The organism is Rhodococcus sp. C26F, assembly GCF_053345925.1.
Genome location: NZ_JBKFBA010000031.1, coordinates 4,847 through 25,335 on the forward strand (window position 1 = coordinate 4,847; position 20,489 = coordinate 25,335).

The 20,489-nt window shown below is 70.0% G+C and carries 17 protein-coding genes and 1 pseudogene (1 of these 18 cut by a window edge); all 18 read right to left on the reverse strand.

Annotated elements, in window-relative coordinates; all coding sequences use genetic code 11:
- Positions 1–29: 29 nt before the first annotated feature.
- On the reverse strand, positions 30–536 hold the full coding sequence (locus tag ACLBYD_RS23250) for a hypothetical protein (protein WP_024101260.1): 507 nt from the start codon (positions 534–536) through the stop codon (positions 30–32).
- 122 nt (positions 537–658) lie between these two features.
- On the reverse strand, positions 659–1,969 hold the full coding sequence (locus ACLBYD_RS23255) for a DNA polymerase IV (RefSeq protein WP_447818355.1): 1,311 nt from the start codon (positions 1,967–1,969) through the stop codon (positions 659–661).
- A 125-nt stretch (positions 1,970–2,094) separates the two neighbouring features.
- Entirely contained in the window at positions 2,095–5,253 is a 3,159-nt protein-coding gene (gene ileS / locus ACLBYD_RS23260; protein ID WP_447818319.1) for an isoleucine--tRNA ligase, read from the reverse strand.
- A gap of 260 nt (positions 5,254–5,513) precedes the next feature.
- Positions 5,514–5,786 (reverse strand): hypothetical protein, encoded by a 273-nt coding sequence (locus ACLBYD_RS23265; RefSeq protein ID WP_120283218.1) that lies wholly within the window; start codon positions 5,784–5,786, stop codon positions 5,514–5,516.
- A 63-nt stretch (positions 5,787–5,849) separates the two neighbouring features.
- Positions 5,850–6,704 carry a DivIVA-like cell division protein Wag31 gene (gene wag31 / locus ACLBYD_RS23270; RefSeq protein ID WP_016691808.1) on the reverse strand — a complete coding sequence of 285 codons (855 nt, stop codon included), beginning with the start codon at positions 6,702–6,704 and terminating at the stop codon, positions 5,850–5,852.
- Between the two features lie 151 nt (positions 6,705–6,855).
- Positions 6,856–7,146: a YggT family protein gene (locus ACLBYD_RS23275; protein WP_006554132.1), complete on the reverse strand. Its 291-nt coding sequence runs from the start codon at positions 7,144–7,146 to the stop codon at positions 6,856–6,858.
- Positions 7,147–7,302: 156 nt separating this feature from the next.
- Positions 7,303–7,965: a cell division protein SepF gene (locus ACLBYD_RS23280; RefSeq protein WP_006554133.1), complete on the reverse strand. Its 663-nt coding sequence runs from the start codon at positions 7,963–7,965 to the stop codon at positions 7,303–7,305.
- A gap of 32 nt (positions 7,966–7,997) precedes the next feature.
- Entirely contained in the window at positions 7,998–8,732 is a 735-nt protein-coding gene (locus ACLBYD_RS23285; protein ID WP_447818320.1) for a YggS family pyridoxal phosphate-dependent enzyme, read from the reverse strand.
- Entirely contained in the window at positions 8,729–9,475 is a 747-nt protein-coding gene (gene pgeF / locus ACLBYD_RS23290; protein WP_016691805.1) for a peptidoglycan editing factor PgeF, read from the reverse strand. The genes ACLBYD_RS23285 and pgeF overlap by 4 nt, the downstream gene beginning before the upstream one ends.
- The gene (gene ftsZ / locus ACLBYD_RS23295; RefSeq protein ID WP_447818321.1) at positions 9,472–10,695 is read right to left on the reverse strand and encodes a cell division protein FtsZ; all 1,224 of its coding nucleotides are present in this window, start codon (positions 10,693–10,695) and stop codon (positions 9,472–9,474) included. Before ftsZ ends, pgeF begins: the two co-directional genes overlap by 4 nt.
- 245 nt (positions 10,696–10,940) lie before the next feature.
- Positions 10,941–11,714 (reverse strand): cell division protein FtsQ/DivIB, encoded by a 774-nt coding sequence (locus tag ACLBYD_RS23300; protein WP_372477557.1) that lies wholly within the window; start codon positions 11,712–11,714, stop codon positions 10,941–10,943.
- Positions 11,711–13,279, reverse strand: a complete 1,569-nt coding sequence (murC, locus tag ACLBYD_RS23305; RefSeq protein WP_447818322.1) for a UDP-N-acetylmuramate--L-alanine ligase — start codon at positions 13,277–13,279, stop codon at positions 11,711–11,713. Before murC ends, ACLBYD_RS23300 begins: the two co-directional genes overlap by 4 nt.
- Positions 13,276–14,430, reverse strand: coding sequence for an undecaprenyldiphospho-muramoylpentapeptide beta-N-acetylglucosaminyltransferase (murG, locus tag ACLBYD_RS23310; RefSeq protein ID WP_447818323.1), 1,155 nt, complete (start codon positions 14,428–14,430; stop codon positions 13,276–13,278). Before murG ends, murC begins: the two co-directional genes overlap by 4 nt.
- Positions 14,427–15,914: a putative lipid II flippase FtsW gene (gene ftsW / locus ACLBYD_RS23315; protein ID WP_447818356.1), complete on the reverse strand. Its 1,488-nt coding sequence runs from the start codon at positions 15,912–15,914 to the stop codon at positions 14,427–14,429. The genes murG and ftsW overlap by 4 nt, the downstream gene beginning before the upstream one ends.
- 80 nt (positions 15,915–15,994) lie before the next feature.
- Positions 15,995–17,509, reverse strand: a complete 1,515-nt coding sequence (gene murD / locus ACLBYD_RS23320) for a UDP-N-acetylmuramoyl-L-alanine--D-glutamate ligase (protein WP_447818324.1) — start codon at positions 17,507–17,509, stop codon at positions 15,995–15,997.
- A gap of 2 nt (positions 17,510–17,511) precedes the next feature.
- Positions 17,512–18,591 carry a phospho-N-acetylmuramoyl-pentapeptide-transferase gene (gene mraY, locus ACLBYD_RS23325; RefSeq protein WP_016693810.1) on the reverse strand — a complete coding sequence of 360 codons (1,080 nt, stop codon included), beginning with the start codon at positions 18,589–18,591 and terminating at the stop codon, positions 17,512–17,514.
- Positions 18,588–20,129 carry a UDP-N-acetylmuramoyl-tripeptide--D-alanyl-D-alanine ligase gene (locus ACLBYD_RS23330; protein WP_447818325.1) on the reverse strand — a complete coding sequence of 514 codons (1,542 nt, stop codon included), beginning with the start codon at positions 20,127–20,129 and terminating at the stop codon, positions 18,588–18,590. The genes mraY and ACLBYD_RS23330 overlap by 4 nt, the downstream gene beginning before the upstream one ends.
- Positions 20,126–20,489, reverse strand: a pseudogene (locus tag ACLBYD_RS23335) (UDP-N-acetylmuramoyl-L-alanyl-D-glutamate--2,6-diaminopimelate ligase) (it continues 1,270 nt past the right edge of the window). The gene ACLBYD_RS23330 and the pseudogene ACLBYD_RS23335 overlap by 4 nt, the downstream one beginning before the upstream one ends.

Below are 20,489 nucleotides of genomic sequence, written 5' to 3' on the forward strand. Positions count from 1 at the left end.
CCGTCGGTTCGTTCGGGACGAGTACTACATCACGCGCAGGCCGGGGACTGCAGCTGCGCCATGTTGATGACGATGGAGCACGCGTAGTCCTTCGACACCTTCCAGGTGTCGTCCTCGGCGACGAAGTCGACCGTGCCGAAGGACGGCTGGTCGCTGCCCGCGAGCGCCATCTCGACACCGGCGGTGATCGTGCCGTTCTCGTTGTCGGTCACGTCGACGACGTTGACCTGCACACCGGCGTCGTTGGCCGCCTGGGCGACCATGTTGATCAGCTCCGGATCCTCCTCGGCACCCTGAACCAGGTCGGTCTTCTCGGCGGCCGGGACGCTCAGGTCAAAGGCGCGCGCGAGGTCGGCGTTGAGCTCCTCGACGGTGGGCACCGGCGGGTAGTCGACGGCCGGAGCCGCGGCGGTCGTGGTCGTGCTGGTCTTCGCGGTCGTCTCGGAGGAGCTACCGCCGTCGTCCGAGCTGCAGGCGGACATCGTGAGGGCGGCGGCGAGCGCCACGGTGGCGACGGTGATCTTGCGAAGCTTCAACTTCTCGTCCTTCTCGTTCGGTCGTGCACGATGTGTTCGTCGTGCTCGGTCATCCGGCAGCGGATCGCCCGCAAGAGTACCCGGCGGTAGTAAGAAGACCATGAGGGCGCCGGGAACATGTTTCAGTTCAGGCTCGCGAGCGGGTCGGCGACGGTGAGGTCGGGATCGTTCTCGTCGAGCGTCCGCGCTGGTCCCGGACCCGTGCTGCGTGTCTCGAAGCGGACGGTGACCACGCCGTGGCCCGCGCCCTGCACCCATCCGTGCCCGAATTCGGGATGGCAGACGTCGGCGCCCGGCGTCCACCGGGTGGCCGGCCCGCTCGCCGCGATGCGCTCCTCGTCGTCCTCCTCGGCCGGTCCGGTCTCCTCGGTCGTCGTCCGGTCGAGTTCGGGGAACAGGGTGTCCTGCGCGATCGCGGACAGCCCCGCATAACCCACCCCGACGAGCCGGACGGGGCCGATCTCGAGGGGATCGAGCGCGAGGCGCTGGGCGGCGGCGGTGAGCACCTGCACGTCCTCGGTGGCGTAGGGCAGGGTCGACGACCGGGTGAGCACCGACATGTCGGCCTTGCGCAGCTTGAGCACCACCGTGCGGGCGGCACGCCCGTCCTTGCGCAGGCGTGTGTGCGCGGCGGTCGCGGACGCGGCGATCGCCCGTCGCAGTCCGGGCATCGCGACGATGTCCGTGGGAAAGGTGGTCTCGGCGCTGACCTGTTTCGCCTCGGCGCGTTCGGCGACGGGCCGGTCGTCGAATCCGTTGGCGAGCCGGTGCAGTCCCGGCCCGATGGTGCCGCCGAGGATCGACGCGGCCTCGGCGACGGGCAGCGCCGCGAGATCGCCGATGGTCTCGATACCGAGTCGCCGCAACCGGTCCTCGGCCACCGGACCGATCCCCCACAGCTTGCGCACCGGCAGGCTGTGCAGCAACGGGAGTTCGCCTTCGGGCCGGACGACGAGCAGCCCGTCCGGTTTCGCGAGACCGGACCCGATCTTCGCGATCTGCTTACCCGATCCGGCTCCGATGGAGGCGACGAGACCCGTTTTCTCCCTGACGTGTTCGCGTAGCTCCGAACAGAAGCGTTCGACCTCGTCGGCGTCGGCGCCGGCCAGTTCGAGAGGTTCGGCGAACGCCTCGTCGAGCGAGAGGGTCTCGAGAATGGGGATCCGAGCGCGCAGGGTGTCGAAGACGAGTCCGCTCAGTTCGCGGTACAGGATTCCGCGCGGAGGCAGCACGACCGCCGCCGGTCCCACGAGGCGCCGTGCCCGGCTCATCGGCATGGCCGAGCGCGCACCGTAGACGCGGGCCTCGTAGCTCGCGCCGGCCACCACCCCGCGGGCACCGAGCCCACCGACGAGGACCGGCCGGCCCCGCAGGGTCGGCCGGGTCAACTGCTCGGCGGACGCGAAGAACGCGTCGAGATCCAGGTGCAACACCCAGCGCCGACTCACGGAAGCGGGCACGTGTCGAGACTAGTGCGCCGCACCCACACGTCCGGTGGGAGGCCGCAGACCGGTGCTTCCGGAAGGACGCTCGGTCCTCCCGGGAAGCACCGGCCCGGTCACGCCTTGACGATGCACGCGCGGGTTCCCTCGCCGAGTTCGATCGCCTCGCCCTCGGGGGCACCGAGTTCGAAGGTCGTGGCGAGGATCTCGCCGGCGATCAGATCCCGGTGGCGGGCAGCCCATTCGGCGCGTTCGGCGGGAACCTCGAACCGCACCGAGATGCGGTCGGAGACCTCCAGGCCGAGGTTGCGGCGCGCGTCCTGGAACTCGCGGATGCGGTCCTTGGCCCAGCCCTCGGCCTCGAGTTCCTCGGTGACGGCCGTGTCGAGGACCACCAGGCCGTTGCCACCCGGCAGCGCGGCGGTGGATTCCGGCTCGGCCGCGACCAGACGGCTGGTGTACTCCTCGGGCAGCAGGGCGATGCCGGCCGCGGTGACCGTGCCGTCTTCCGCCTGCGTCCAGTCGCCCGCCTTGACGGCCTTGATGACCTTCTGCACGTCCTTGCCGAGACGCGGACCGGCGGCACGCGCGTTGACGACCACCTCGAACCGGCCGTGGGCCTCGACGTCGTCGGTGGTCACGACCCGTTTGACGTTGACCTCGTCCTTGATGAGGTCGACGAACGGATCGAGATGCGCCGAACCAGGCGTCGCCACCGTCACCTCGGGCAGCGGGAGCCGCACGCGCAGCTTCTGGGCCTTGCGCAGCGACAGCACGGTCGAGCACACCCCGCGCACCTCGTCCATCGCCGCGACGAGCGCGGGATCCGAGGGCAGGTCGTCGGCCGCCGGCCAGTCCGCCAGGTGCACCGACCGACCACCGGTCAGACCCCGCCAGATCACCTCGGACGCCATCGGCAGCAGCGGCGCGGCCAGGCGCGTGACGACCTCGAGCACCGTGTGGAGGGTGTCGATCGCGTCGGTGTCCTCGTCCCAGAACCGGTTCCGCGAGCGGCGCACGTACCAGTTGGTCAGCGCGTCGCAGAAGGCGCGCAGCTCGTCGCACGCCCCGGCGATGTCGACGGTCTCGAGTGCCTCGGTGATGACGTCGCGGGTCTGCGCGAGCTTGGCGAGGATGTACCGGTCGAGCACGTTCGTCGAATCGGTCCGCCAGGTGCCCGGCTTCGACGCGTACAGCTGCAGGAAGCTCCACGCGTTCCACAGCGGCAGCAGCGCCTGTCGCACCCCCTCGCGGATACCTTGTTCGGTGACGACGAGGTTGCCGCCGCGCAGGATCGGCGAGGACATGAGGAACCAGCGCATCGCGTCGGAACCGTCGCGGGCGAAGACCTCGTTGACGTCGGGATAGTTGCCCTTCGACTTGCTCATCTTCAGGCCGTCGTCGCCGAGAACGATGCCGTGGGCGGCAACGCATTTGAAGGCGGGACGGTCGAACAGCGCGGTGGCCAGGACGTGCAGCGTGTAGAACCAGCCGCGGGTCTGGCCGTTGTACTCGACGATGAAGTCGCCCGGGTAGTGCGTGTCGAACCAGTCGCGGTTCTCGAAGGGATAGTGCACCTGGGCGAACGGCATCGAGCCGGACTCGAACCAGCAGTCGAGGACCTCGGGGACGCGACGCATGGTCGACTTCCCGGTCGGGTCGTCGGGATTCGGCCGGGTGAGTTCGTCGATCATCGGCCGGTGCAGGTCGGTGGGCCGCACGCCGAAGTCGCGTTCGAGTTCGTCGAGCGAACCGTAGACGTCGACGCGCGGGTACTCCGGGTCGTCCGAGATCCATACCGGGATCGGGCTGCCCCAGTAGCGGTTACGGCTGATGTTCCAGTCGCGGGCACCTTCGAGCCACTTGCCGAACTGACCGTCGCGGATGTGTTCGGGCACCCACGTGATCTGCTGGTTGAGCTCGACCATGCGGTCGCGGAAACGGGTGACGGCGACGAACCACGACGGCACCGCCATGTAGATCAGCGGCTGACCCGACCGCCACGAGTGCGGGTAGGAGTGCTCGATGGTCTCGTGCCGCAACAGCTTTCCGGCGGCCTTGAGGTCCTTGATGATGACCGGGTTGGCGTCGAAGACCTGCAGGCCCTCGTACGGCGGCACCATCGAGGTGAACTTGCCGCCCGGATCGAGCGGCTGTACGAGCTCGATGCCGTGGCGCTGGCAGTACTCCATGTCCTCTTCACCGAAAGCCGGTGCGAGGTGGACGATTCCGGTGCCGGACTCGGTGGTGACGTAGTCGGCGGCGATCACCTGATGGGCGTTCTCGCGGCCGGTGAAGAAGTCGAAGGGCGGCTCGTAGGCGAGACCGACGAGGTCGGTGCCGCGGTAACGGCCGAGCACCTCGGGCTCCTCGCCGAGTTCGCGGGCGTAGTGGCCGAGACGATCCTGCGCGAGCAGGTAGGTCTCGTCGTCGGCCCCGCGCACGGCGACGTACTCGATCTCGGGGTGCACCGCGATCGCGAGGTTGGACGGCAGGGTCCACGGCGTGGTGGTCCAGATGAGCGCGCACGCGCCGTCGAGTTCGGAGCCGGGGGCGCGCAGCACCATGTCGACGGTGACCGCCGGGTCCTGACGCATCTTGTAGGCGTCGTCGAGACGGGTCTCCTGGTTCGACAGCGGCGTCTGCTCGTACCAGCTGTAGGGCAGCACGCGGAAGCCCTGGTAGATCAGGCCCTTCTCGTACAGCGACTTGAACGCCCACATGACCGACTCCATGAAGTCGAGGTCGAGGGTCTTGTAGTCGTTGTCGAAGTCGACCCAGCGTGCCTGGCGGGTGACGTAGTCGCGCCACTCACCGGTGTAGCGCAGCACCGACTGCTTGCAGTAGGCGTTGAACTCGGCCAGGCCCATCGAGTCGATCTCGGACTTGTCCTTGATGCCGAGCTGCTTCTCCGCCTCGAGCTCGGCGGGCAGGCCGTGGCAGTCCCAGCCGAAGCGACGGTCGACCTTCTTGCCGAGCATGGTCTGGAAACGCGGGACGACGTCCTTGACGTAGCCGGTGAGCAGGTGCCCGTAGTGCGGGAGTCCGTTCGCGAAGGGCGGGCCGTCGTAGAAGACGAACTCGTCGGCGCCGTCGCGGTTGCGCAGCGAGGCCTCGAAGGTGCCGTCGGAGGCCCACTGTGCGAGCACACATTCTTCGAGCGCCGGGAAGTCGACGCCCGAATCGCGCGGCAGGTCGTAGTCGACGCGCGGATATCCGGCAGTACTGCCGGCGGTTGCTGCGGTGGGATCCGGTGCAGCGTGGTTCTCGGTCACAGCGTGGCTCCTCCGTGCCTGGATACGTCTCGGCACGGGGACGATCGCCGTGCGCGTGCACGGCCACCGCGGTACCACCCCGCTTGCACGTCCCGAGGGACGGCCACTCGTACGGGCTGTGACGGGCCCACCCGTCCGGTTCTACTGGGCGACCGGCAAGGTCGCCGTTCTTCCGGAGGCTCCCCGGTGATGGCCGGATCGACGCCGCCCGCGATCGCGGGATCGAGCTTCACGCTCGGTGATGCATATTGTAGGACGCTTCAGCGATCCGAAGAATTCCGGTCGCCGGGACGCCGGCGCGGTGCACGCCGACCGGGACGTCCGCCCGAGGCTCCGGCCTGCCCGACGGAACGGGGATCGGCCCACTCACCTTCGGCCGAACTCCGTCCGCCGAGCGCGCTCGCCAGCAGGAGCACCGCTCCCACGACGCACACCGCGATACAACCCCATGCCCAGAGCACCGAACCGGTCATCAACGCGATCACGAGAAGACCGAATCCGACAGCTGCGAGTACCAGCGTGACGACGAGCACGACGCTCCTCCTCTACCGAGGTACAGCACCAGGCCGTACAGCACCAGCCGGAGAGACCGTCGGTCAGCTGTTGCCCTTCGCGAAGGACGACGATCCGAACGACGACGACGAGTTGGACTGGTTGAACACTTCCTGTCCACCGTCCACCGGAACGGCGGAACCGCGCTGCTCGAGCTCTTCGAGCTGTGACTCCAGATAGGACTTCAGGCGCACCCGGTATTCACGCTCGAACGTCTTGAGCCGCTCGATGCGCTCCTCCAGCACCGAACGCTGCTGGTTGATTGTGGCCATGATCTCGGTGTGCTTCTTCTCCGCGTCCGCCTGCAGCGCGTCGGCCTTCTCCTTGGCCTGACGCAGCTGGGTCTCCGAACGGGTGCGTGCATCGGCGAGCATCGCGTCGGACTTCTGCCGCGCGTCGGCGATCATCGCCTCGCTGCGGGTGCGGGCGTCGGAGACGAGTTGCTCGGAGTTGGTCCGGGCGTTGCGCACGAGTTCCTCGGCCTCGGCCTTGGCGTCGCCGGTGAGGCGGTCGGCCATCTCCTGCGCGAGTCCGAGGACCTTGGCGGCCTGCATGCTCGCGTCGCCGCTCGACGGCGCAGCGGCGACCGGGGCGGGTGCCGGAGCCGGCGCCGGAGCGGGTTCCGGCTTGGGTGTCTCGACGACACGCGCGGGTTCGGGTTTGGACGGGGCCGCCGGCGCGGACGACGACGCGCTGCGCGGCGCCTTCTTGGCTTCGGCGAGCTCCTGGTCGAGTTCGGCGACCCGCTGACGCAGGTCGGCGTTCTCCTCGATGAGGTTCGTCAACTCCTGCTCGACGAGATCGAGGAAGGCGTCGACCTCGTCCTCGTTGTAACCACGCTTCCCGATCGGAGGCTTGCTGAACGCGACATTGTGCACATCAGCTGGTGTCAGCGGCATGGAAGGATCCCTTCACGCGTCGAGTAAGCGGTCAAGCAGGCGTTCTGAGTAATCGACAGTGCGTTACGCGTATCAAAACCCACTGTATATGGCACTCCATTGTGGCACACGGCAGCTCCGGGACGGCCCGACACGACGTCGGACGCAGGCATCATGCTGCGCCGCCCCTGGGCAGGAATGCCATGAGGAAATACACGATGAACAGCAAGACCATGATGGACAGATCGAGCCGTACACCACCGAGATTGAGCGGCGGAATCAGTCTCCGCAGCAGCTTCACCGGCGGATCCGTGACCGTGAAGATCGCCTCGAGAACGACGACCACGAAGCCGGACGGCTTCCACTCCCGCGCGAAGGTTCTGATGAACTCGACGATGATCCGTCCGATCAGCAGAAGCCAGAAGATGAACAGCAGGAACCACAGCACCTCGAAAACGGCCACCTGCCCACAATGCCCGACGATGACGGGTCGATCAAAACCGAAACGCCCGGCCTGCAGTGATCTGCATCATGGCCGGGCGTGTCGGAACGCTCGAGGGACGGCGACGGGCATGCCGCGACGGACGTGCCGGGTGCACGCCCGCGCAGCGCGCGTCGACTACTGCTGGTTGTAGAAGCCGGTCTCGGCGATACGCCGCCGTTCCTCGGCGGAGACGTCGATGTCGGCGGGCGAGAGCAGGAAGACCTTCGTGGCCACCTTGTCGAACGAACCGCGCAGCGCGAAGGCGAGCCCGGCCGCGAAGTCGACGAGTCGCTTGGCGTCGGCGTTGCTCATCTCGACGAGGTCCATGATGACCGGCGTTCCGTCGCGGAAACGCTCACCGATCGTGCGCGCCTCGCTGTAGTCGCGGGGACGCAACGTGGTGATCTTGGACAACGGACCTCCCTCGTCGAAGAGCGCACCACGCCGGGGCTCGGCGCGCTCGAGCCGGCTCTCCGCCGTCAGTGGTGCACGGCTGGGAACCGCGCGGGCCGGGGTGGGCGCCGGACGGGGGCTGCGGGCCGTGATGGGTTCGACCCGCGGACGCGGTGCCGGCTCGTACCGGTCGAACTCGTCGTGCTCGAACTCACGAACCGGTTCCTCGCGGTGCGACGGGGCGTACTCGTCGCGATGCGACGGCGCGTAGCCGCCATAGGTGGCCTCGCCGTAGTCGCGATCACGGTCGCGGCGGCCACTCGCCGGATCGTCGAGGTACTCGTCCTCGTAATCCTCGAGCGGCACCATCCCGAAGTACGCCTTGAACTTGTGGAGTGTGCTCATCGATCGCCTTTCCCTCGCGCGGCGGATGTCATTCAGGCTAACGGTCGATACCCCAAGACCGCCGTTCCGACACGCACGCACGTCGAACCCCATCGAACCGCGTGCTCGAGGTCACCCGACATGCCCGCGGACAGCTCCACCGCCGCCGGGTGGTCCTGCAGCAACCGTGCATGCATGGCGTGCAGCTGCTCGAATGCCCGCTCCGGCTCCCACCCGAGCGGCGGCACTCCCATCAGGCCTCCGAGTTCGAGGACCTCGGACGCGGCGACCGCCTCGGCGAGGGCGGGAAGATCCTCGGCGACCACGCCGCCGCGCTCCCGGTCGCCGTCGAGGCTGACCTGCAGCAGTGCCCGCAGCGGTACGGTGCGTTCGCCGGCGTCGAGGGCGGCCCGCACCCCCTTCTCGAAGGCCTGCACGAGACGGAGACTGTCGACCGAGTGCACCGTGTGCGCCCAACGGGCGACGGCACGGGCCTTGTTGCGCTGCACCCGCCCGATCATGTGCCACTCGACCGGCGCGTCGACGCTCTCCCGGAACTCGGCGATCTTCGCGCTCGCCTCCTGCTCGCGGGACTCGCCGAAGCGTTCGCATCCCAGCTCGTGGAGGAGCACGGCGTCGGAGGCGGGAAAGAACTTGGTGACCGTCAGCAACGCGACGTCCGACGAATCACGTCCGGCGGCGCGCGCCGCGGCGTCGAGCCGCTCGCATACGGCGGCGAGACGTCCGGCGAGTTCGTCGCGCCGCTCCTCGGAGGTGGGGGCGATCACGCCGTTCCCTCCTCGCCGGCCTCCTCGAGCCAGACGACCGAGGCGAACCGCCCCGTGGGTGCCGAGCGCCGGTGGCTGAACAGCGAGGTGTCCTCGATCGTGCAGCGCGGATCCTCCACCACGGCGGTCACGCCGTGATCGGCGAGCTGGCGGCGCAGTCCGGCGCGCAGGTCGAGTCCGGGAGTACCGCGGTTCGTGCGGGTCGCGCTGCCGGGCAGGTGTGCCTCGACATCGGCCCTCATCGCCGCGGGCACCTCGTACTGCCGGCCACTCGCGGCCGGTCCGAGCAGCGCACCGATACGATCGGGGCGGGCGCCGAGATCGACCATGACGTCGAGCACGCGCGGGAGGATCCCGATGCGCGCCCCCACCCGGCCGGCGTGCACCGCGGCGATCACCCCGGCCACCTCGTCGGACAGCAGGATCGACACGCAGTCGGCGCTGAGGGTCACGAGCGCGAGCCCGGTCTCGCGGGTGACGAGCGCATCGGTGGCGGGAACGGGTTCGGACACCGGCCCGTCGACCACGGTGACGTTGCGGCTGTGGATCTGTTCCATCCAGACGAACCGCTCGGGCGGCAGCCCGATGACGGACGCGAGCCGCCGCCGGTTGGCAGCGACTGCGGCCGGGTCGTCACCGACGTGGTCGGCGAGGTTGAAACTGTCGTACGGAGCTGCGGACACCCCGCCGGCTCGTGTGGTCACGACCCGGCGGGCGCGCAGCAGGCGGTGCGGAGCCGTCAACGGCGCATGAAGATCGGCACGTCGACGTCGTCGTCACCGTCGTCGTCGATGTCCACGCTGCGGGGTGCGTTGCCGCCTCCGGCCGGCGGCTGGTTGCCGACGGGGGGCTGCTCGCGCACGGGGGTGGGTTCGACGGTCTCGCGCTCGGGACGGCCGAGTTCGCCGGCGCGCGCGACGCCGATCGCACCGGGCCGACCGGCCGGCTGCTGCTGCGGGGGCTGCTGTTGCGCCTGCCCCTGCTGCTGGCCAACCTCGACGGGACGGCGGGCAGGCGTTCCGCCCTCGAAGCCGGCGGCGATGACGGTCACGCGGACCTCGTCGCCGAGCGAGTCGTCGATGACCGTGCCGAAGATGATGTTGGCGTCGATGTGCGCGGCCTCCTGCACGAGCGAGGCAGCCTCGTTGATCTCGAACAGGCCGAGATCGGATCCGCCGGCGATCGACAGCAGCACGCCGCGCGCGCCTTCCATCGACGCCTCGAGCAGCGGCGAGTTGATCGCGGCCTCCGCGGCCTTGATCGCACGACCCTCACCGCGCGACGAGCCGATGCCCATCAACGCGGAGCCGGCACCCGACATGACGCCCTTGACGTCGGCGAAGTCGACGTTGATCAGACCCGGGGTGGTGATGAGGTCGGTGATGCCCTGGACACCGTTGAGGAGCACCTCGTCGGCAGAGCGGAAGGCGTCCATGAGACTGACGGCGGCGTCGCCGAGCTGGAGGAGCCGGTCGTTGGGGATGACGATGAGCGTGTCGCAGGACTCGCGCAGCGTCTGGATGCCGGTGTCGGCCTGACTGCCGCGGCGCTTGCCCTCGAACGAGAACGGACGCGTGACGACACCGACGGTGAGCGCGCCGAGCTTGCGGGCGATGCTCGCGACGACGGGAGCGCCGCCGGTACCGGTTCCACCACCCTCGCCTGCGGTCACGAAGACCATGTCGGCGCCCTTGAGCACTTCTTCGATCTCGTCCTTGTGATCCTCGGCGGCCTTGCGGCCGACCTCCGGGTCTGCGCCGGCGCCGAGTCCGCGGGTCAGTTCGCGGCCGACGTCGAGCTTGACGTCGGCATCCGACATGAGCAGGGCTTGCGCGTCGGTGTTGACGGCAATGAACTCGACTCCCTTGAGTCCCTGCTCGATCATGCGGTTGACCGCGTTCACGCCGCCACCGCCGATACCGACGACCTTGATTACGGCGAGGTAGTTGTGCGGGGGCGTCATGTGCTCTCGCCTTCCTGAAGTTCCGGGTGGTGCATGGTGTCCGGGTGGTGCTGGGTCTGGGTCTGGCTCGATGTCGGTCACGTCCGCCGGTCGGGCGGACGGCTCCGCAGCGCGCTGCCCCGACAAACCCTCAACCACAGCTTGAAGGTTATGTCAAGTAACGCGACTGTCCGAAACGCTATGGCACGGGTACCGGGATTAGCCAGTAGACGCGCCGGACACGCCGGACGAATTTCGTCGATCCCTCACCTCACCGTCGGCAGGTCGGGACTCGCCACGTCGAATCGCTCCCCCGGCTGTGTCAGCAGCGGGCCGACGACCGCCGCCTTCCGCTCGGAACGATCGGTTCCACCCCACACCACGACACGCCCGTCGGTGAGGACGATCGAGATGTCGGACGGGGAGGGCGCTTCGACCGTCTCCACCTGCACGCGCAGGTCGGGCGGCAACTTGTCGAGCACCTCCACGGCGGCGCGGGTCGCGGGATCGCCGGTGCCCGGCGTCGGGGTGACGAGACGGGGAGTGAACATCGGAGGCGGCTCGACCGCGAAGTCCACTCCCTCGATGTCGACAGAGTGGGTGCCGTCGGGGGCGTCGAAGAAGACCATCGCCTCGCGCTCGGTCACCGTCACCCGGACGGTGGAGGGATAGACCCGCTGGACCCGGGCCGACGCCGCACGCGGAATCGTCGCGACCCGCTGGGCCGCCGCGGCCGTGTCGACCCGGAGCAGCGGCGTGCCCTCGGCGACCGCGAGCGCGTCGACCACCTCGTCGTAGGTGACGACCTCGATCCCGTCCACCTCGATCACCCGCACGGACAGCAACGGCGACAGCCAGGCCACCGCGATGGCGCCGAGGAGCACCGCGACGACAGCCGCCCCGAGCAGTACCGTCCGCAGGCGCACCGACCGCCCGGACGGGCGGCGGGCGGTGCTGCGTTCGCGGGCTTCGTCGGGCTCACGCGGTTCGCGTGACGGTCGTCCGCGACGGCGGCGTGACGAGACGGCGGCGGGCGTCACGAGCCGATCGGCCCCGGTCCGGAACCGCCTGGTGCGCGGAATCCGCCGGGCTCGGGAGCCGCCCCGGCCGGACGGAAACGACCCGGTTTGCTGTGGAGCGCGTCGAGGATCTGCCGGCCCAGCATCGTGACGTCACCGGCACCCATCGTGATCACGACATCACCCGGCCGGGTCAGACGCGCGACCTGCCGCGGCACCGCGGACAGATTCGGCTGGTAGTGCACAGGCTGGCTCACCGCCCGCGCGACCAGCGCACCGCTCACACCCGGGATCGGTTCCTCCCGGGCGCCGTAGACGTCGAGCACCACGACCTCGTCGGCGAGGTCGAGAGCCTGTCCGAACTCGGTGGCGAACGCCTCGGTGCGCGAGTAGAGATGCGGCTGGAAGACGACGATCACGCGGGGCCGTTCGGTGCCGGTCTCGGTGTAGCGCAGCGGCTCTCCCGCCACGAGTTCGGCCGCGGCCGCGAGGACCGCGCGGACCTCGGTGGGATGGTGGGCGTAGTCGTCGAACACCCGCACGCCGTGTTCGCGGCCGGTGTACTGGAACCGCCGGTGCACACCACCGAAACCGGCGAGGCCCTCCAGCGCCTCGTCGACCTGCGCTCCGGCTTCGAGCGCGGCGAGCAGCGCGGCGAGAGCATTGAGCGCCATGTGCCGGCCGGGGACGGACAGTCGCACGGTGCGCGGCGAATCCTCACCCGCGAGGTGGAACTCGGCGACGCCGCCGACATCCTTGGCCTCCCAGCCGAGCAGCCGCACCCCGACGGGAACGCCGCGGTGGTCGCCCGCGGTGCCGATGACGTCGGCGGTGCCGTAACCCTGCACCCGCAGGTCGTCGCGGCCGAGGGCGACGACGCGCTCGGCGAGGGCCGCCGAGCCGGGGTCGTCGAGGCAGACGACGAGCAGGCCGCCGGGGGCGATGCGGGCGACGAACTCGTCGAAGACCGCCGTGTACGCCTCCGGCGTGCCGAAGTAGTCGAGGTGATCGGCCTCGATGTTCGTGACGATCACGGTGTTCGGGTCGTACTGCAGCAGCGAGCCGTCGCTCTCGTCGGCTTCGGCGACGAAGACGTCCCCGCTGCCGTGGTGGGCGTTGGTCCCGGATTCGTTGAGTTCACCGCCCACCGCGAAGGACGGATCGAAGCCGCAGTGCTGCAGCGCGACGACGAGCATCGACGTCGTGGAGGTCTTGCCGTGGGTGCCGGAGACCAGGAAGGTGCGGTTCCCTCGCATCAGCGAGGCGAGGACCGCGGGTCGCAACAGGATCGGGATGCCCCGCTCGCGGGCGGCGACCAGTTCGGGATTGTCCTTCGGGATGGCCGCGAACGTCGTGACCAGGGCGGTAGGACCACCCTCGAGCAGATCGAGAGCCTCGGCGGCGTGGCCGATGCGGACCTGCGCGCCGCGGGCCCGCAGCGCGAGCACACCGCGGCTCTCCTTCGCGTCGGAACCCGATACCTGTCCCCCACGGGCGAGCAGGATCCGGGCGATGCCCGACATCCCGGCACCGCCGATACCGACCATGTGCACCCGCTCGAGCTCGGCGGGTAACTGCGCACTCATCGTTCACTCCTGTTCGGTTCCACTCCGGCAACCTCGAGCACTATGCGCGCCATCTCGTCCGCGGCGCTGCGGTGACCGGCGGCCGCGGCGCTGCGCCCCATCTCCACGAGTCTCCGCTCGTCGCCGAGCAGCGACACCACTTCCGTGGCGACATAGTCCGAACTCAGGTCGCCGTCGGCGACGATCCTGCCACCGCCGGCCTCGACGACGGGGCGGGCGTTGAGTTCCTGTTCACCGTTCCCGTGCGGGAGCGGCACGTACACGGCGGGCAGACCCACCGCCGAGACCTCCGCGACCGTCATGGCCCCGGACCGGCAGACCACCGCATCGGCGGCGGAGTACGCGAGGTCCATCCGTTCGAGATAGGGCACGGTGACGTACGGGGCGCGGGCGTGACCGGCATGGGCGGGGATGTCCACGGTGTTCTTCGGTCCGTGCGCGTGCAGCACCGCGATGCCGGCCTCCGCGAGTGCCGAGGACGCACCGGACACGGCCTCGTTCAGCGAGCGTGCACCCTGCGACCCACCGAAGACGAGCAGCACGGGTACGTCGTCGGGCAGACCGAAGTGCCGGCGTGCCTCCGCGCGCAGCCCGGCGCGGTCGAGACCGGTGATCGACGAGCGGACCGGGATCCCCACGATCTGCGCGTCACCGCGCCGGACGATTCCCGAGCGCGGGACGGCGGCGAGCACGCGCTCGGCCCGCAGGGCACCGATGCGATTGGCGATGCCCGCACTGGCATTGGCCTCGTGGACGACGACCGGGATGCGCCGGCGTCGACGCAGCGGACCGGCCCCGGCCGCGAGATAGGCGGGCAGCGCCACGTACCCGCCGAAACCGACGACGACGTCGGCGTCGACCTCGTCGAGGATCTGCCGGGTGCGGCGCACCGACGAGACGACCCGGCCGGGAAGTTTCAGCAGGTCCACCGTCGGCTTGCGGGGCAGCGGCACCGGTGGGATGAGTTCGAGGGGATACCCGCGGCGGGGCACCAGCGTCGTCTCGAGTCCCCGTTCGGTGCCGAGCGCGGTGATCCGCGCGTCGGGCACGAGTGCGCGGACGGCGTCGGCCACCGCGAGTGCCGGTTCGATATGACCGGCCGTGCCGCCTCCGGCCACCACCACCGACAGTGCCGGCCTCTCCCCACTCACCTACGGTTCCCTCTCTCTCCGCTTCGTCCGTTCGATCCGCGTGTCGTGCGGTTCGTCTGCTGCCGGCCGCGAGCCGGTTCGCGTGCAGGTTGTGTACGCCGGGCCCGGCCGGTCCCCTCCCGGGGTTCCGTCCGGCCCGCCGATGTCCGGCGGTCCTTCGCGGCTCCCCGTTGCCGCTCGTTGGGCACCTGGGGCTGCCGCTTGCGCGATCCCCCACCACCCGACGCGGGGCGGGCACTGCGCTCGGGCGCCGCGGCCCGCGCTCGCGGCTGTCGTGCTGCGACCGTACGCGCCGCCGAGGAGCGACCGGCCCGGTAGGCCTCCGGCTTGCGCAGACGCAGCAGTCGCGCGAACCGGCCGTCCTGCCCCGCGTGCAGCGCGGCGATCGCCTCGGGTTCGTGTCTGGCCGCGTTCGCGATCAGACCGAACATCAGCAGGGTGGTCGCTGTCGAGGTGCCACCGGCCGACACGAGCGGCAACTGCAGGCCGGTCACGGGCAACAGTCCCACAACGTAGCCGATGTTGATGAAGGCCTGGCCGATGATCCACGTCGTCGCCGTCGCAGTGAACAGGCGCAGGAAGGGGTCGGCCGAGCGCATCGCGATCCGCAGTCCGACATAGGCGAACAGGCCGAACAGGCCGATGACGGCCACTCCACCGAGGAAACCGAGTTCCTCACCGATGATCGCGAAGATGAAGTCGTTGTGGGCGTTGGGCAGATAACTCCACTTCGCGCGGCTCTGACCGAGCCCGCGACCCCACAGGCCGCCGTCCGCGAGGGAGAACTTCGCCTGTCGCGCCTGGTAACCGGCACCCTGCGGGTCGTCGCCGGGGTTGAAGAAGGCCCGCACACGCTGCGAGCGGTAGCCGGCCGTCAGGGCCAGGATCACCGCGAGTGTGGCGGCCGTGCCGACGATCCCGAGGAACACCTTGAGCGGCAGTCCCGCGAACCACAACAGGGCGATCACGATGATCACGATCGAGACGGTGGTGCCGAGGTCGGGCTGGAGCACGATCAGGCCGGTCACGAGCAGGGCGGCCGGGACGAGCGGGACGAGCATCTCGCGCAGCGTCGAGTTCTCCCCACGCCGGGAGGCGAGCAGGTGCGCACCCCACACGGCAAGGGTGATCTTGGCGATCTCCGCCGGCTGCAACGAGATACCGGCGATGACGAACCACCCCCGGGTGCCCTGCGAGACCGTACCGATGCCCGGTATGAGCACGAGCACGAGCAGTACGACCGAGAACGCGAACGCCGGGAAGGCGAAGCGTCGCATCAGACGGACCGGGATCTGCAGCGCGATGTAGAAGATCACCATGCCGAGGACGGCGAAGATCACCTGCGAGGTGAACAGTCCGTAGGCCGATCCCGCCGCGGCCACCGCGCCGACGCTCGACGACGACAGCACCATGACGAGTCCGAGCACGGTGAGCAGGACGGCGATCGTCACCACGAGGTGGAAGGACGCGAGCGGTCGCGCCATCCAGGCCCCGAAGCGCCCGCGTACTCCGACCACCGGTTCGTCGGTGGCCGCCCCTGTTCGGGTCGCTCCTGCCCGAGGGGTCACGGTTGCGTCCCGCCCCCGCGGAGTTCCTCGACCGCGGACGCGAAGCTACGGCCGCGTTCCGCGTAATCGGCGAACATGTCGAGCGATGCCGCGGCCGGCGCGAGCAGCACCGTCTCCCCCGGCGAGGCGAGAGCGGCCGCTTCCCGGACCGCCACGCGCATCGCGGCAGGGCCGTCGGCTCCCGGCGCCGCAACCCTCCTCACCGAAGCCGTGCCTGTCGCGCTCACCGAGGCGGTGTCGGTCTCGCTCGTCGCATCGGTCATCGCTTCATCGTCGCCCGTGTCCACGACGACGACCGGGACCTGCGGGGCGTGTCGCGCCAGCGCGTCGGCGATTTCGCCGGCGTCGCGGCCGAGCAGCACAGCTCCGGACAGTCGCGGCGCAACCTCGGCGACCAGGTCGTCCACGCGGGCGCCCTTGAGCAGACCACCGGCGATCCACACCACGCGGTCGCGGGCGAGCAGCGAACTGCGGGCCGCGTGCGGATTGGTCGCCTTCGAATCGTCGATGTACTCGACGCCGTCGACCTGCCCGACCGGCGCGGCGCGGTGCGGACCGACGCGGTGCCGTCGCAGGCCGTCGTGCACCGCCGAGGCGGGCACGTCGATGGCCCGGGCGAGGGCTGCGGCCGCGAGTGCGTCGGACAGTCCGGCGGGGCCGGGCGGCGTCACGTCGTCCACCCGGGCGAGCACGGCGGAATCGGCGAACGCCCGGTCGACGAGCAGTTCGCCGCTGATCCCGAGTTCGCCTTCCTGGGGATAGCCCAGGGTGAAGCCCACGGTGACCACGGCACGGGACCGGTCGCCGAGACCACCGGCGATCGGGTCGTCGAGACCGATGACCCCGACGGCGCCGGTGAGCGCACCGAGTTTGGCCTCGATGTAGTTCTCGATGCCGCCGTGCCAGTCGAGATGGTCCTCGGCGATGTTGAGCACGACGCCGGCCTCGGGCCGAACCGAGGGCGCCCAGTGCAGCTGGAAGGACGACAACTCGACGGCGAGTACGTCCGCCCGCGGCTCGTCGCGGCGCAGGGCGTCGAGCACGGGAAGACCGATGTTGCCGCACGCGACGCTGCCGAGACCGGCGGCCTCGAGGATCGCGTGCAGCATCATGGTCGTGGTGGTCTTGCCGTTCGTCCCGGTGACCACCAGCCACCGACGGGCCGGTCCGTAGACCTCGGCGCGGTCGATACGCCAGGACAGTTCGATGTCGCCCCAGATGGGGATCGCCGCACCGGCCGCACGCGAGAGCAGCGGGGCGTCGGGCGGGAATCCGGGACTCGTGACCACCAGGGCGAACTCGCGCAGCGCAGCGGGGTCGCCGACGAGGCTGTCGAGGTCGACCGTCCGGGCGCCGAGCGCCGCGCACTCGGCCAGTGCCCGCTCGTTGCGGTCGGTGACGGTGACGTGGGCGCCGAGATCGGTGAGGGGTTCGATCGTCGCGCGGCCGGACACCCCTGCCCCGGCGACGAGCACCGCCCGTCCTCTGAGCCGTTCGAGTTCGTCGTTCACGGTCAGTCCCCGATCGCCGCGAGGTATTCGCTGTAGAAGAGGGCCAGACCGATCGCCGAGGCGATGGCGGCGAGCAACCAGAACCGGATGATCACCGTGGTCTCGGCCCATCCACCGAGTTCGAAGTGATGGTGGAAGGGTGCCATCCGGAACACCCGCCTGCGGCTGGACCGGAAGACCGCGACCTGGATGACCACCGAGGCGGCCTCCGCGACGAACAGCGCGCCGATGACCACCATGAGCAGCTCGGTGCGGGTCGTGATGGACAGACCGGCGAGCATGCCGCCGAGGGCGAGCGAGCCCGTGTCGCCCATGAAGATCTTGGCCGGTGCGGCGTTCCACCACAGGAAGCCGATGCAGGCGGCGGCGCCGGCGGCGCACAGCAACGCGAGGTCGAGCGGATCACGGACGTCGTAGCACCCGGCGGTCGGCTCCACGGCGCACGCGTTGCGGTACTGCCAGAAGGTGATGATGACGTAGGCGCCGAGCACCAGCGCCATCGAACCCGCAGCGAGACCGTCGAGGCCGTCGGTGAGGTTCACCGCGTTCGACCACGCGCTGACCAGCAGATAGACGAACAGGATGAACACGATCGAGCCCATCGAGACCGTGGCGATGTCGCGCACGTAGGACAGATCGGTGCTGGCCGGGGTGAGACCGTCCGCATTGCGGAACTGCAGCGCGAGGATGCCGAAGCCCACCGCGACGACCAGCTGGCCGACCAGCTTGGCCGTCTTGTTCAGACCGAGATTGCGCTGCTTGCGGATCTTGATGAAGTCGTCGAGGAAGCCGACGCCGCCGAGCGCCGTCGTCAGGCCGAGCACGAGCAGACCCGAGGCCGTGGGACCTTCCGCGTCGTATCCCATGCCGATGAGATGCGACCCCCAGTAACCGGCCCACAGACCGGCGAGGATCGCGACGCCGCCCATGGTGGGGGTGCCGCGCTTGGACTGGTGGCTCTGCGGGCCCTCGACCCGGATCTCCTGCCCGAAGCCCTGCCGGGAGAACATCTTGATCAGGACGGGGGTGAGCAGGATCGAGACTGCGAGCGCGATGCCCGCCGCGAACAGGATCTGTCTCACCGGGCGTCCTCCGTCCCCACAGCAGCGTCGTTGTCTCCGGCACCGGGGTCGTCCGCGAGGACGGCCTCGGCGACGGTCCACAGTCCCACGGACTGCGATGCCTTCACGAGCACGATGTCGCCCGGTTGCAGTTCGTCGCGCAACAACGCGATCGCGGAGTCGGCATCGGGTACGTGGCTCGCTTCCTCACCCCACGATCCTTCCATCACGGCGCCCTGGAACAGACCCCGGACCGGGCGGGTGGCACCGACGGCGATGATGCGGGTGACGTCGAGGCGCACGGCGAGACGTCCGATGGCGTCGTGGGCGACGACGGCGTCGTCCCCGAGCTCGGCCATCTCCCCCAGCACCGCGAAGGTGCGCCGGCGATCCGGACCGGACCGCGCCATGGTGACCAGGGCCTTCACGGCTGCGCGCATGGAATCGGGATTGGCGTTGTAGGCGTCGTCGATGACGGTCACCCCGTCGGATCGGGTCTGCACCGCCATGCGGTGCGCCGAGACGGGACCCGCCGTCGCGAGCGCCTCGGCGGCCTGCTCGACCGTCGCACCGCATTCCACGGCGACGGCGATCGCCGACAGGGCGTTGCCGATCTGGTGTTCGCCGTGCACGGCCAGGCGCACGGGCACGCGCCGTTCCTGTCCGTCGGCGCCGGGGACGACGGCGGTGAACGAGGCACGCGCCTGATCGTCGAGGTGGATGTCCTCGGCGCGATAGGCGGCACCGGACCCGGTCCCGACGGTCACCACGCGTCCGGTGGTGCGGGTCGCCATCTTCGACACGAGGGTGTCGTCGGCGTTGAGGATCGCCACTCCCCCCTCGGCGGCGCTGGGCAGCGCCTCGACGAGTTCGCCCTTCGTCTTGGCGATGACCTCCTGCGAGCCGAACTCGCCGAGGTGTGCGGTACCGACGTTGAGCACGACACCGATCCGCGGCGGGGCGATGCGGGTCAGGGTCGCGATGTGCCCGGGGCCCCGCGCCGACTTCTCGAGGACGAGGAACCGGGTGGATTCGGTGGCGCGCAGCGCGGTCCAGGGGTGGCCGAGTTCGTTGTTGAACGAGCCGGGCGGCGCGACGACCTCACCGAGCGGTGCGAGCACGGCGGCGATCATGTCCTTCGTGGACGTCTTGCCCGCCGAACCGGTGACACCGACGACGGTGAGGCCGGCGTCGGTGAGCGTGTCCACCACGGTGCGGGCGAGCTTCGCGAGGCCGGCGAGCACGGCCGCGCCGGATCCGTCGCTGTCGTGTTCGAGCGCGAGGGCGTTGGTCTCGGTCGGCGGGATGGGCGGCACCACGATGGCGGGCACACCCACCGGCCGTGCGGCCAGGACCGCGACCGCACCGGCGGCGACGGCGGCCGCGGCGTGATCGTGCCCGTCCGAGCGCGCACCGGGCAGCGCCAGGAACAGGCCGCCGGGACCGATCCGTCGCGAGTCGAACTCGACGGAACCGGTCACCTCGGCGGACGGATCGTCGACGTCGTGCAGGGTGCCCCCGACGACCTCCGCGATCCGAGCCAGTGTCATCGGGATCATGCCTTGCCTCCGTGATGCGAACCGCCCGCAGCAGGCGGATGGTCACCGTCGGGTCCTGCGGTCCGGTACTTGTCGAGAGCTGCGCCGAGGACCTCGCGGTCGTCGAAGGGGTGCTTCACTCCGTCGATCTCCTGCCCCGTCTCGTGGCCCTTGCCGGCGACGAGGACGACGTCGCCCGGGCGGGCCCACGCGACTGCGGCGTCGATCGCCGCGGCGCGATCGCCGATCTCGAGGATCTCGCCGCGTTCGGCGGCCGGGACGGAGTGTGCACCGTCGAGGACGGCGGCGCGGATGGCGGCGGGCTTCTCGGTTCGTGGGTTGTCGTCGGTCACGACCACCAGATCGGCGGCTCGCGCCGCG

What these genes read in the sequence shown, in the direction of transcription:
- murC (WP_447818322.1), bottom strand. Translation starts at nt 13,279, where the DNA reads ATGAGTGCGCAGTTACCCGCCGAGCTCGAGCGGGTGCACATGGTCGGT.
- ACLBYD_RS23280 (WP_006554133.1), bottom strand. Translation starts at nt 7,965, where the DNA reads ATGAGCACACTCCACAAGTTCAAGGCGTACTTCGGGATGGTGCCGCTC.
- wag31 (WP_016691808.1), bottom strand. Translation starts at nt 6,704, where the DNA reads ATGCCGCTGACACCAGCTGATGTGCACAATGTCGCGTTCAGCAAGCCT.
- ftsW (WP_447818356.1), bottom strand. Translation starts at nt 15,914, where the DNA reads ATGGCGCGACCGCTCGCGTCCTTCCACCTCGTGGTGACGATCGCCGTC.
- ftsZ (WP_447818321.1), bottom strand. Translation starts at nt 10,695, where the DNA reads ATGACGCCCCCGCACAACTACCTCGCCGTAATCAAGGTCGTCGGTATC.
- ACLBYD_RS23330 (WP_447818325.1), bottom strand. Translation starts at nt 20,129, where the DNA reads ATGATCCCGATGACACTGGCTCGGATCGCGGAGGTCGTCGGGGGCACC.